A 12,596-nucleotide genomic window follows, 5' to 3' on the forward strand; every position below is an offset into this window, starting at 1 on the left:
ATGCGTTCAGCTATTATTGATATCGGTTCAAATGCTTTAAGAGCTGTAGTTTATGAAAGTGATGAGCTTGGAGCGCCGGAAATTTTTAATTATAAATTTAGAAATTATCTTACAAATTTACTTAATTTAGATAATTTAGACGTAAAACATCAAACATATTTATCTCTACAATATCTTATTCATATTTTTACCAAACTGTCCGTTACTAATATTAGATGTGTTGCAACAGCTATACTTAGGGGGCATCCTAAAGCAGATGAATTCAAAGCTATAATTAAAAAGAGATTCAATATTGATATTGAAATTATCTCAGGTGAACGTGAAGCTTATTTAACTGCTGCCGGATTAATTTCCGGTATTAGTGATGCTTTCGGTATTGTAGCTGATCTTGGAGGTGGAAGTCTTGAGCTTGCACAGATTGGAAATAAAAAAGTCGGTAAATTAAAATCATTGCCGCTTGGTACAAAAATTATTGTTAGTAGCAATTTTGGTGATGTCGGGCTTATTACTAAAATGCTAGAGGAAGAATTTGGAACTGCACATTATCCTAATTTATATTTAATTGGCGGTGCATTACGTCTAATGAGCCGTATATACATGGAGTCTATAAATTATCCCCTTAAAAATTTACATAATTTTGAAATAAATCGTGTAGAGTTTGAGTTATATTTAGAGAAATTATCGCAAATCGATAAATTAAAGCTGAGTTATTACGAGCAGAAAGTCATAAATTATAATGCAGTTTTAGTAATAAAAGCAATGATTAAGGTATTTTCACCGGAAAAAATTATTATCTCAAATTACGGTTTAAAAGAAGGAGTAAGATTTGACTCGTTGCCGTCTCATGAAACAGAAAAAGATATTATTTATGAGAGGGTGAAGAGATTAGTAAAATTTGATAGAAATATATGTAAAATTGAAAAATATATTGAAGCAGTACAATATCTTTTAATTAATGCCGATGCCACGACTGTTATTATTATTAAACTCGCTATAATGCTAGCACAATATAATAAAAATATTGATAAAACGCTTAGAGCAAATTTTGTTTCGGAATTTATATTATCTTCAGATATTCCTTTTAGTCATAGACAGCGTCTTATGCTAGGTATTGCCCTTACGGTTACTTATACTGCTAAAACTGACATGCAGATTAATAAAATAGCTAAGAAAATGATTAGTAAAAGTGATTATTACAACAGTCATATAATCGGTTATTATATAAAAATTGCTAGAGAAATTGATGGGCCAGAATTTCAAGAGCCTTCTTTTTCGATTAAATTAAAAGACGATAAATTTTTACAAATTAATGCTTCAAATATCTTGCCTAAACAAGTCTTTGAAAAGGTTTGTGAACGTTTAAAAGATATAAGTTCTGCTAGAAAAAATATTAGGTATAATTTTAGTGATTAGGGTTTTTTTGTTATAGTGCTGGATAGTTTTCGAAAAGCCAGGTATGACATAAAAAGCGCCACACAACAATAGCTAAATTAATTACGCTCCATCAAATGTGTCACAATTATATTCCTTTGTACATCCTATAATAGTAGATTCCATTTTAGGAACTATGTGTTCCTCCCAAAAATCTGTCAGCGGTTGGATTGCATTAATAATACGTGAATCTTCGATGGAATGCAATAAATTATCTATACTAATTTCTAGATACCTAACTATGAACTCTGCAGCTCTATCATCTGATTCTCTGTGTATAAGATTTCCAATGCTTTCTAAGTAGTAAACTTGCTCGCTAGTAAGATCTTTATCTTTTATTATTTGCGGTAGAATTTTGGTTAATATACATTGCAATTGAACTTTTTGATCAGTTGCAAATAATTCATAATAATCCTGTTCTTTTACACAAGGTAATTTTAATAAATTAATAATTAAATTGGTCATAATATGGGCATGAGAATTAGTTTTTATAACTTCCTCTAATTCTCTTGTATCTGTTTTGTCCGGTCTATAATTATTAAAGTAAAATATAGGTAATATAGTCTCGTTTTTTAAATATTTAATCAATTCTTTACTATCGTTATATTTACTACTAATTTCATTTTTTTCCTCTGATGTTAATATTAAACTTGCCGTTAAATCAAGTATTGGTTTTGCCGCTCTACTACTATTCATATGCACTATTAATTAAGCGCTTTAAGCTTTCAAAATTTTTAGGCAAAAATATTTTATCATCATTTTGATATGGTACATTTTTTACGAAATCTGTTTTCAAAATTTGAAAACTATTATTTAGTGGGATACTTGCATTGTAAAAAATTTTCTCTATTGCATAATGTCCAAATTCATGTGCTATTATTGATTCTAAATTTAATTTTTCTGCGCCTATACATATTAGGTTATTGTCTCAATCGTAATGAGCAAATGATTTATTATCAAATATTATTTTTAGGCTATCTTGCACTTTAATATTAGCCGTTATATAGGCTAATAACTTATTTGTAGGCCCCTATTGCAAAAGCTTTGTATAGTTATGAAGAATTATATTGTCATTTAAATCGCTTACATTGTAAGTCCTTGTCATTAAAATAGTAATATCAGAGTTTTTGCTATATGCAATTGGTGATAATTTTTCTATTTTAAATTTTGCAATATTAAGTTCTTCAATATTTATCTCAATTTTATTATCTTCAATAAAGCTTTTAAACTCTTGAAAACTTAAATAACTAGCTAATTTTTTAATTCAAATCCTTCTATTTTAAGTTCACTAATTGCATTGTTATTTTGCTCCTCAATCGCTCTCTTCTTAAACTTAATCAACTCTTGCAACATGCTGCTTTTTGTATCTCTATATTGTATAGTATCAAAATTTATAAATGCTGCTACATCAAGCATAGATGTATCATCGATGTTATGTATATATCTATCGTATTCAGCAGAAGTAAAGTGGCTAGGGTTAGCATAAGAAATAATAAGTTTATATGCTTCTAGATCAAATGACGTAATGGCATGATGTAACCCTAACAATTATAGCTGTTCTTAGATGCTAAAATTGATTTTATTTCGTCATATTTTTTAGTTTTTATAAAATTTTTTAGCTTATTCAAAGCTGTTGTGGGGCATTGTGAATAATATTCAGATGGTAAAGACATGTTTTATATCCTATCAAGTTGCTATATTTCATGGTAATATGTTTTATAATAAATAGTATATCTTTATATTTGTAAAGAAATAATTTTAATTACATTAACGAACATTAACATCTTATTAAGTTCTCTTAGTCTACCTCCCAAATCATTATATAATCCTGAAAACAACAAATATATTAGGATATATGATAAAAAATTATTGGAAAAAGTTTTGGAAGAATAGTACTACCAAATCACAAAATTTTATTGAACTAAACGACATTGCATATGGTAATTTAATCAGAGTCGGCATAGAAGCTTATCGAGAAAATGTTATAGTATATAGATGTATTAATTTAATTGCACAATCGGCGGGACATGTTCAGTGGAAAGTGCTTAAAAGTAAAACCGGAGAAGTAATATTAGACTATCCAGTGCATTATTTACTAAAAAAACCGAATCCCAAAAAAGCCGGAGCGGATTTTGTTAGTGAGCTAATTGCAAGCAAATTATTATGCGGTAATAGTTATATTTTATCAGCTCTAGACTCGTACCCTAAAGAGATTTATTTACTACCGGCTCTTGCTACGGAACTGGTTATAGAACATAACAATTTAGTTGCTTATTTTGATTTGCCCAAATTATTTGTCCATTAACTCTTGCAGTACCGAAAATGAGCGGTATAGGTTCGCCGTAATTAGCTGTTACATATTTAAAACTTTCTTTGAAATTTTTAATATTGTCATATTCTATCGGTTCGTGATTTAGTTGATCTAAATACTCACCAAGCATTTTGCCGACAAATCTGCCCACGCTTGAAAATATGCCACCGCCAAATGCATTTCCAACAGTACCGACAAGCGAACTAAAAAAACTTCCAAACATATTTACCATATTATAATTTAATATGGATTGATATTAGCAGTATGATGTGGTAACACTAATATATGTCATTCCCGCGTAGGCAGGAATCTAGGAAAACATATAAAAAAACAAGCTTTTATATGTTTATTTTGTCAAACATGTACCAATTATTAAGGTTATTTTTTCTGGATTCCTGCTTTCGTGGGAATGACATAGAAAATCACAGGGTGATATGCTGCCTTTAAAAAAATGGAAATCATAAATGTTTAAAAAATATATATTTATTCTAATATTATTTATTGCTTCTATAGCTCGTGCAGAAATTATAGAAGTGGATAGTTTAAATAAAATAAAACAAGATTTTAAAGAAAATTATAATAAAAATTATGTACCTCAGGATTTATTAGTAGTAACGGTTCTAGATGAATTTTTGTTTAAGTCTTTAGTGCCTATCGTTGCACAGCTTGATAAAGACATTTATCTTACACTAACGCCTCTTTTACGTAATATTAATAAAAATTCAAAAACTATTTATATAAAGCAATTGATTTTAACTAATGATAGTTATAAGAAAGAATTACAAGAATCTGATTTTCCAAATTTTGTAAATGAAATTAGTAATAGTAAAATCCCCATAATAGCAGTAAATGATGGGTTTACCGGTAATTTTAATAATATTCCTAAATTTGAGATATGGTTTGCCGATTATTTAAAGAAAAATTTCGATATTGATTTTTCAAATAGTTTTCCAAACAATAATTATATTATTTTTAATAATTTAGACAGTTTTGCTAATACTTATCCGGTATTTTATAAGGGTATATTGACGAGTAATAATATATCGGAAGCGGAAATGATACTCAATTTCCTTATTCAAATGAATTTTATACCGAAATGCTTTATAATGATTAGTAGTAGCATAGAATTGCTAAGCTCAATGGAATTGCAACTTAGTAGTTATAGTTCTAATATATTATTTATTGGTTATCATTATAATAATAAAAATACTCTGAAAAATAAAGATGTTGCATATTATACTAAACTGATTAATGATTTAATATCTCAAATAAATAAGCTAAAAAGAAATAATCCACCTTTAAAGAATAATAATGCAAAAGGTAAAAATCCTTATGACACGAATAAATAAAGTTTTATTGAGTTTACTTTGCTTAGTTATTTCGTATGCGGGCTACGGTCAAATTATTCCTACTTACTCCGTAGATTCAGTAACAATGAAAAACTTATTACCGAAGATAGACGCAGATACGCTGGTACTTATAAATATAGATAATACTATCATAACACCGAAATCCAAATTATTTCGATATCAGGATAATTCTTATATAAATTTTACTAAATATTTATATAGTCTTGCAGCGGATAACGCATCAGTTAATAAAACTATTGCAAAATTGATAGTGCAGCGTCAAATGATGCTTGTTGAATCTAAATGGGTAGATTTAATTAATAAGATGAAACAACAAGGTGCAACGGTTTTAGGTCTTCAGGAAATAACGGCCCCATGTAATTTAATTGAAAATTATGAAGGATGGTTATATACCGTACTTTACGGACTCAATATTAATTTTACTAATAAAGTTAATGATAAAGATGTATTTAGATTTAATCCAAGCGATGCTGAAGCCCCTATTTTTTATTTAGGTATAATATTTACCGGTAATATAAATAGAGTAAAAGCTCTTGTAGAGTTCTTAAAAATTATACCGAAACAACCTAAAAAAATAGTAATTTTTGCAAATAATAAAAAAGATTTAGAAAATATGGACTCTTATTTAAGTATGGTTGATATAGGATATTATGGAATTGAATATTTGGGGTGGCAAATGTTACCGGGGTCACCTGATCATCAAATCGCTGAGTTGCAGCAATCTACGTTTTTAAATACCGGTCAGTGGTTAGAAGATGATACAGCTGCAAAGATGTTAAATAAATAATTATGAATGACAATTTAATTAATGCTTTAAAAGATTTAATTATTAATACCGGCAAGATTGCACTAGATATAAAAAAGGCAGGGATATTGACTGATATTAAATCAGATGGGTCAGTAGTCACTAATGCCGATAAGGAAATTAGTAAAATAATTTATCAAACTCTACAAACCTTAACCTCTCAAATAGCTATAGTATGTGAAGAGCAGCCGCTACCTATATTCAGCAGTGATACTTTTTGGTTAATCGATCCTATTGATGGGACATGGAGCTATGTAAACGGTAAATGTACATATACGGTCAATATAGGGCTTATTGAAAACGGTTTTCCAACCATCGGCTTGATATATCACCCTGAAACAGCAAAGCTATATTATACCGATGTAAACGGTCGGTTAAGAATCGAACAGAATTCTAAAGAAATATTTGTTAATCATGAACTTAAACATGAAGAGCTTAATGCGGTAATAGGTTTTTATAATTCAAATAAAGCTACTAAAGAATTTTTAAGTAAGTATTCATTCGGTCAAATAAATGCAATAGGCAGTTCAATTAAACTATGCTTAATTGCTGAAGGAGCAGCTGATATATATCCAAAATTCGGTCAAACTATGGAATGGGACATAGCGGCAGGTCATGCTTTAATTAAAGCCGGTGGTGGTAATATTTTAGATACGCATGGACAAGAAATTACTTACGGTAAAGAAAGTTTCGCTAATCCTAATTTTTTCGCCTGTAGTAAATATTGGTTGGAAAGGGAGGCAAGGTTGCATAGATACTAGGTCGTCATTGCGAGCAGCCGTAGGCTGCGTGGCAATCTCATGAAATAATAACAAACTCCTGAGATTGCTTCGTCAAAACTTGCAGTTTTTCCTCGCAATGATGAAAAAAATGATTCACGCAGGCACTGCCAAACTCGCATCAAACCAACTTCTTTAACTCATAAATTAACTCAAGTGCTTCTTTAGGGGATAGTTTATCAGGATCGATAGTGCTGAATTTTTTATCTAATTTGCTGCTTATAGTAGTTTTATTAGGTTCAAGATAAAACAAACTCAAATTATTTGATTCCGTTGATAAAATATTTTTTCCTTTACCTGTAGAAGTTTTTTCAAATTTAAGCAGAATCTGCTCAGCTCTGTTTATAACACTCGCAGGAAGACCGGCAAGAGCCGCAACATGAAGACCGTAGGACCTATCGGCAGCACCTGATATAATATTATGTAAAAATAGAATATCTTTACCTGACTCCTCAATAGCAATAGTATAATTTTGCAAAGCCGGCAGAAAATTACTCATAACGGTTAGCTCATGATAGTGCGTTGCAAATAAACAGCGACATTTCAGCTTATCATGAATATATTCAAGCACCGACCATGCTATAGATACCCCGTCATAAGTGGATGTGCCTCTACCTACCTCATCAAGTATGATTAGTGAGTTTTTTGTAGATTGAGCAAGAATTGCTGAGGTTTCAAGCATCTCTGCCATAAAGGTCGATTGTCCCTTAATTAAGTCATCGGCAGCACCTATGCGGCTAAATATTTTGTCGACTACCCCTATTTTAGCACTTTTTGCCGGTACAAACGAACCTATTTGAGCAATGATTGCAATAATGGCGTTTTGACGTAAAAAAGTACTTTTACCTGCCATATTAGGACCGGTAATTAACCAAATACGCTCAAGCTCTGATAAATGACAATCATTATATACAAAGCTTTTGCTTTCTTGCTGTAGTGCTTTCTCTACTACAGGATGCCGTCCTTTAATGATATCAAAGCTTAAATCATCGGTAAACTCAGGCTTAACATAATAATATTCATCAGCGATGTAAGCAAAATTACAAAATACGTCAAGCCCGCTTAAGGAGTTTGCAAGCATTCGTAAATAGGAAGCTTTTTCGATTACTTGGCTACAAATATCCGAATATAATTCTTTTTCTAAGCTTATTACTAAGGTTTTAGCGTTGACTAACTCACTTTCAAGCTTTTGTAGTTCAGCAGTAGTGTAACGAACATGATTAACCGTTGTTTGACGGTGAATAAATTTGGGATCAAGGATTTTATTAACATTTTTAGCGGTGATATCGATAAAAAGCCCTATAACATTATTATGAGATATTTTTAAACTATCTATTCCCGTTTCTTTGCGATATTGATCTTTTAGTTTTTCAATATATAATTTTCCGTTATTAATTAAATCATGTAATTGGGCTACTTTCGGATGATATTCATGTTTTATTATACCTCCGTCATTTAAATTATTTGGTGCATCTTCTCGTATTGTTTCGTCTATTAAATTATATAATTCTGCATCGCCTGATAGAGGTTTAATAATTTTTTCGATAAAATCAGGTAAATTAAAACCGTAAGCGTCAAAGAATACTCCTTTAATAATCGTTGCCGTTTCTAAAGTATATTTAATGCTCAGTAAATCACGACCTGAACTTCTGTTCATCGTAATACGTGTTAAGCAGCGTTCTATATCACTAGTTTTTTTTAGAAGTTCTCTAATTTTTTTGACTATTTCTAAGTTGGAATAAAAGAACTCGGTAATATTTAAACGATGATTTATTTTAGCAATGTTGGTTAAAGGACTTGAAAGAAAATTATATAGTAAACGTCCGCCTTGTTTAGTAACCGTATGATTAAGGGTGCTTAATAAACTTCCTTGCGAGCCGCCTTGTGAGTTTGTTACAATTTCAAGGTTGCGTCTAGTAGAGAAATCAATAGTCATATAGCTATGAAAATTGATAATTCTAGGGATTGGCAAATGAGGAATATTTTGTTTTTGCGTTAACGATAAATATTCTAAAACGCTACCTATGGCACAAATTTGACTACTAGATATCTCGCCAATTCCTTTAATATCTTTCATTTTATAAAAATCTAAAATGATTTTTTCGCATTTATTAATCGCAAAAAAACTGTCAACTTGATAGGTAATACGAAAATTTAATTGTTTGAAAATACTATCCGCAAGATTAGAAGATCTCAGATTTTCGCTAAGCAGAATTTCACGAGGTTTTAAACGAGCCAGCTCATTAAGAATTTCCGTTTCCGGTACATTAACTACAACAATTTCGGAAGTAGAAAGATCAACATAACAAAGGCTAGCTGTTTCTTTATTTTTTGGTATTACGAGACTTGCTAAATAATTAGGTTCGGCTGAAGCAATTAAATTTTCTTCAATTATAGTTCCCGGAGTTATAATACGTGTAACATTCCTAGTAACTACCGCTTTATAACCGCCTCTATTCTTTGCTTCTTCAGGTGTTTCTAGTTGATCACAAATAGCAACCTTATAATTTTCTTCAATTAACTTAGTTAAATAATTCTCAAGGGCATGATAAGGTACCCCGCACATCGCAATTTCTTCTTCGCCGTTTTTGCCGCGCTTTGTTAAAGCAATGCCAAGTACATTGCTTGCTAGAATTGCATCTTCATAGAACATTTCATAAAAATCACCCATTCTAAATAGTAGTAAACAATCTAAATGAGCAAATTTAATGTCTAGATATTGCTGCATCATTTTCGTTGCAACATCGTAATTATATTTTTGTTTCAACTCTTGAAGATTCATATTAAGCAGCATAATTTATATTATAGTTTGGCTTTATTGCATGGATACCGAATCGTCATTGCGAGCGACTGCAAGGAGCGTAGAAATCTTATGAAATAGTGCAAAATGCCTGAGATTGCCACGTCGAGGCTTTGCCTCTTCTCGCAATGATGAATAATAACAATGTTTAACAGTTTGTACAACTATTTTATCTTTGATAGGCGGGTGCTATGTCTGCCGCCTTCAAATTGGGTAGTTAAAAACTTATCTATAATATCAAATACTATTTTTGGGTCTATGGTTTTTGCTCCGAGTATCAAGATATTAGCGTCATTATGAGCTTTAGCATTTTCGGTAGTTAATATATTGTTGCACAAAGCGGCTCTTATTTTCGAGCTACGATTCGCAGCTATAGACATACCAATCCCCGTATCACTAATTAAAATACCGATAGGTGCTGATTTTTCAATAATCATATCTACTACTTTCTTAGCATAATCAGGATAATCAACGGTTTGTGTATTATTTGTTCCGCAGTCATAAATCTTTAGAGATTTCTGCTCTAAATAATTGATAATTTCAGACTTAAGCTCATAACCTGAATGATCACTAGCGATGACAATATTATAAGTTTTCATAGTTAATTTTTTGATGGAAAATAATGATAAAAATTATATACTATGTAAGATTTGTTTTCTAATGTAAATAATAGTTTTGTTAAATATATGAAATATCCTGTTGTACTTAGTATCGTTATATGTTTTTGTTTAGTTGCTTGTGTTGATCAGCCACCGGCTCCAATTGAGTATAAAGTGGGAGATGTTACTGCAAATAATAATTCTACCGCACTAGATCACGATGAGGGTATGATAGTTCAAAGAACTATGGAAGATAATCCCGCGTCAGAAAAAGTTAGCGGTAGACTCGAAGAGCCAAAGGCAAAAATTATAGAAGATGATAATGATGATATTGAGATTCCTATGTCTCGGAATGAAGACGAAGATGAAGAAGCGATAGAACAATTAAACTTTGTAAAACCGTTAAATGGGGTAATTATTACCGAGTTTAAAGCTGGTAAAAGTAAAGGGATAGATATTGCAGCTAAAGAATATAGTGAAGTTAAATCGATAGCTGCAGGAACGGTAATATATTCAGGTTATAATAAGCAATTCGGTAATTTAGTAATAGTTAAATTAGATAAAGACGATCTAGAAGTAGCATATGCGAGTTTAGATGATTTATTACTGAAAAAAGGTGATAAAATTGCTAGAAATAGTGTTATCGGACATGTAGAACATAAATTATATTTTGCTATGCGTAAAAATAAAATAGCAGTTGATCCTAATAAGTATATAGAATTTTAAATGGAAGATGTTATTACTCTTACCAAATATGGTGAACCTCAAAATGTTATAGTAAGAAGGAGTAGCAAAGCTAAAAATATAGCCATCCGCATTACGTCTAAAGGTGCAGAGCTTGTATTACCTCTTAAGGTAAAAGCCGAAAAGGGTCATAATTTTTTGTTAAGTCAAGAATATTGGGTTAGGCAAAAATTACGTCGTAATGTAACTGCGATACCAAAAGATGAAGATAAGATTTCTATTTTGGGTAAATCTTATGAAATAATACATATTGATTCGTCTAAAAATCAGATAAAATTAAATGATTCTACGTTAGAAGTGTATTGTTGTAGTCAGGTACTAAAAAAACTTAGTATAGAAGTATTCCTTAAAAAGAAATTATTAGCAGAAATAAAAATAATAGTAGAGAATATATCTAAAAAACATAATTTGACTTATTCCAATATTAGAATAATGGCAAATGTTAGCCGTTGGGGGAGTTGTTGTAGCAAAGGGAATCTTGTTTTTAATTGGCGGGTAGTTTTTGCCCCCTTTGAAGTACTGAAATATTTAGTAGCTCATGAAATGGCACATTTAAAAGAAATGAACCATAGTAAAAATTTTTGGGAGCTAGTTGAGGATATATATCCCGAATACCAACCGGCAAAATTATGGCTAAAAAGAAACGGTAAGGATTTATATAGTTATTTGCCATAACTTTATGTCATTCCCGCGAAAGCGGGAATCCAATCCAATACTTTAAAGCTTTTTAAAAGCTCGATTTATCTCGCTTTACGCTGGATTCCTGTTTTCGCAGGAATGACATCGGAAAGGTTAATTTAAAAAAAACATAAAGGACAAATAGAATGCATAACACCACAAAAAGAGTAACAGTCCCGGCACTTGAAGAAATCTTATATGAGCCTATAAAAGTGTTAGATTACGGCTTTATTAGAGTTATCGACTATATGGGGGATGATAGTGCTATAGTACAAGCAGCTCGTGTTTCTTACGGTAAGGGTACGAAGCAATTAAACCAAGATAAAGGGCTGATAAACTACTTGCTTCGTCATTATCATACCACTCCTTTTGAGATGTGTGATATCAAGTTCCATATTAAACTACCGATATTTATTGCAAGGCAATGGATTAGGCATAGAACAGCTAGCGTTAACGAATATTCGGCAAGGTATTCTATTTTAGGTAATGAATTTTATCTACCTGAACCGGCAAATATTGCTTCCCAATCTGCTGTAAATAAACAATGTAGGGAAGGGGATAGCTTACCGAAAGAAGTGGCTGAAAAGGTCCTTGCAATTTTAGAGGAAGATGCTAGACAGTGCTACGGGCATTATAAGGAACTGATGAATGCCGATGAAGAAGGTAATATTATAGATGAGAACGCCACAGGGATAGCAAGAGAGCTTGCTCGTATGAATTTAACTTTAAATTATTATACGGAATGGTATTGGAAGATTAATTTACATAATTTACTTCATTTTTTAAGATTGCGAGCCGACCCTCACGCTCAATATGAAATTAGAGTTTATGCTGAAAAGATGCTTGAGATAGTCAAAGCTTGGGTTCCTTTTGTTTACGAAGCTTTTGAAGAATATCGTTTGCAGGGAGCAAATATTTCACGTAAAGGTTTGGATGTAATTAAAAGAATGATAAACGGTGAAAAAGTTACCCATGAAACTAGTAATATGACTAAGAGAGAATGGGAAGAACTGATGAAGATTTTTGGGTAATGTATGTCATTCCTGCGAAAGCAGGAATGACATACAACAACCATAACG

13 protein-coding genes are annotated in these 12,596 nt (G+C 31.2%); 8 read left to right on the forward strand and 5 right to left on the reverse strand.

Going from position 1 to position 12,596, the window contains the following annotated elements; genetic code table 11:
• Positions 1–1,413 carry a Ppx/GppA phosphatase family protein gene (locus RAT170B_RS01490; RefSeq protein ID WP_045805512.1) on the forward strand — a complete coding sequence of 471 codons (1,413 nt, stop codon included), beginning with the start codon at positions 1–3 and terminating at the stop codon, positions 1,411–1,413.
• A gap of 81 nt (positions 1,414–1,494) precedes the next feature.
• Here RAT170B_RS01490 and RAT170B_RS11055 read toward each other — a convergent pair whose 3' ends face one another.
• A complete protein-coding gene (locus RAT170B_RS11055) occupies positions 1,495–2,127 on the reverse strand; it encodes a hypothetical protein (protein ID WP_261368626.1) in 633 nt (210 codons plus the stop codon).
• A gap of 555 nt (positions 2,128–2,682) precedes the next feature.
• A complete protein-coding gene (locus RAT170B_RS01500) occupies positions 2,683–2,979 on the reverse strand; it encodes a hypothetical protein (protein ID WP_045805414.1) in 297 nt (98 codons plus the stop codon).
• A gap of 493 nt (positions 2,980–3,472) precedes the next feature.
• On the opposite strand from RAT170B_RS01500, the gene RAT170B_RS12010 reads away from it, so the two are divergent.
• A complete protein-coding gene (locus tag RAT170B_RS12010; RefSeq protein WP_315849880.1) occupies positions 3,473–3,736 on the forward strand; it encodes a hypothetical protein in 264 nt (87 codons plus the stop codon).
• On the opposite strand, the gene RAT170B_RS01510 is transcribed toward RAT170B_RS12010, so the two are convergent.
• Positions 3,678–3,965 (reverse strand): hypothetical protein, encoded by a 288-nt coding sequence (locus RAT170B_RS01510; RefSeq protein ID WP_014014100.1) that lies wholly within the window; start codon positions 3,963–3,965, stop codon positions 3,678–3,680. The genes RAT170B_RS12010 and RAT170B_RS01510 overlap by 59 nt on opposite strands.
• A 241-nt stretch (positions 3,966–4,206) precedes the next feature.
• Here RAT170B_RS01510 and RAT170B_RS01515 point away from each other — a divergent pair, with 241 nt between their 5' ends.
• The 3 genes from RAT170B_RS01515 to RAT170B_RS01525 are packed head-to-tail and all read left to right on the forward strand — an operon-like array spanning position 4,207 to position 6,678.
• On the forward strand, positions 4,207–5,091 hold the full coding sequence (locus tag RAT170B_RS01515) for a DUF2608 domain-containing protein (RefSeq protein ID WP_045805416.1): 885 nt from the start codon (positions 4,207–4,209) through the stop codon (positions 5,089–5,091).
• Positions 5,054–5,899 carry a DUF2608 domain-containing protein gene (locus RAT170B_RS01520; RefSeq protein WP_045805417.1) on the forward strand — a complete coding sequence of 282 codons (846 nt, stop codon included), beginning with the start codon at positions 5,054–5,056 and terminating at the stop codon, positions 5,897–5,899. The genes RAT170B_RS01515 and RAT170B_RS01520 overlap by 38 nt, the downstream gene beginning before the upstream one ends.
• A 2-nt stretch (positions 5,900–5,901) precedes the next feature.
• Positions 5,902–6,678: a 3'(2'),5'-bisphosphate nucleotidase CysQ gene (locus tag RAT170B_RS01525; protein WP_045805418.1), complete on the forward strand. Its 777-nt coding sequence runs from the start codon at positions 5,902–5,904 to the stop codon at positions 6,676–6,678.
• A gap of 139 nt (positions 6,679–6,817) precedes the next feature.
• Here the strand turns inward: RAT170B_RS01525 and mutS are convergent, their stop codons facing one another.
• A complete protein-coding gene (gene mutS / locus RAT170B_RS01530; RefSeq protein ID WP_045805514.1) occupies positions 6,818–9,478 on the reverse strand; it encodes a DNA mismatch repair protein MutS in 2,661 nt (886 codons plus the stop codon).
• A gap of 182 nt (positions 9,479–9,660) precedes the next feature.
• Positions 9,661–10,095 (reverse strand): ribose 5-phosphate isomerase B, encoded by a 435-nt coding sequence (rpiB, locus tag RAT170B_RS01535; RefSeq protein WP_045805419.1) that lies wholly within the window; start codon positions 10,093–10,095, stop codon positions 9,661–9,663.
• A gap of 51 nt (positions 10,096–10,146) precedes the next feature.
• Between rpiB and RAT170B_RS01540 the strand changes: the two genes are divergently transcribed.
• From RAT170B_RS01540 to thyX, 3 genes are all read left to right on the forward strand, one after another.
• A complete protein-coding gene (locus RAT170B_RS01540) occupies positions 10,147–10,821 on the forward strand; it encodes a murein hydrolase activator EnvC family protein (RefSeq protein WP_014120662.1) in 675 nt (224 codons plus the stop codon).
• Entirely contained in the window at positions 10,822–11,514 is a 693-nt protein-coding gene (locus tag RAT170B_RS01545; RefSeq protein WP_045805420.1) for a M48 family metallopeptidase, read from the forward strand. It abuts the gene before it with no gap.
• A gap of 149 nt (positions 11,515–11,663) precedes the next feature.
• Positions 11,664–12,548: an FAD-dependent thymidylate synthase gene (thyX, locus tag RAT170B_RS01550; RefSeq protein WP_045805421.1), complete on the forward strand. Its 885-nt coding sequence runs from the start codon at positions 11,664–11,666 to the stop codon at positions 12,546–12,548.
• Positions 12,549–12,596 lie beyond the last annotated feature (48 nt).

Origin of the sequence: Rickettsia argasii T170-B (assembly GCF_000965185.1) — a bacterium.
Taxonomy (GTDB): Bacteria; Pseudomonadota; Alphaproteobacteria; order Rickettsiales; family Rickettsiaceae; genus Rickettsia; species Rickettsia rickettsii.

Bases quoted from the DNA above. Each gene is read 5' to 3' on its own strand.
- RAT170B_RS01490 (WP_045805512.1), top strand. From the start codon at position 1: ATGCGTTCAGCTATTATTGATATCGGTTCAAATGCTTTAAGAGCTGTA.
- RAT170B_RS11055 (WP_261368626.1), bottom strand. From the start codon at position 2,127: ATGAATAGTAGTAGAGCGGCAAAACCAATACTTGATTTAACGGCAAGT.
- RAT170B_RS01510 (WP_014014100.1), bottom strand. From the start codon at position 3,965: ATGTTTGGAAGTTTTTTTAGTTCGCTTGTCGGTACTGTTGGAAATGCA.
- RAT170B_RS01515 (WP_045805416.1), top strand. From the start codon at position 4,207: ATGTTTAAAAAATATATATTTATTCTAATATTATTTATTGCTTCTATA.
- RAT170B_RS01520 (WP_045805417.1), top strand. From the start codon at position 5,054: ATGCAAAAGGTAAAAATCCTTATGACACGAATAAATAAAGTTTTATTG.
- RAT170B_RS01525 (WP_045805418.1), top strand. From the start codon at position 5,902: ATGAATGACAATTTAATTAATGCTTTAAAAGATTTAATTATTAATACC.
- mutS (WP_045805514.1), bottom strand. From the start codon at position 9,478: ATGAATCTTCAAGAGTTGAAACAAAAATATAATTACGATGTTGCAACG.
- rpiB (WP_045805419.1), bottom strand. From the start codon at position 10,095: ATGAAAACTTATAATATTGTCATCGCTAGTGATCATTCAGGTTATGAG.
- RAT170B_RS01545 (WP_045805420.1), top strand. From the start codon at position 10,822: ATGGAAGATGTTATTACTCTTACCAAATATGGTGAACCTCAAAATGTT.
- thyX (WP_045805421.1), top strand. From the start codon at position 11,664: ATGCATAACACCACAAAAAGAGTAACAGTCCCGGCACTTGAAGAAATC.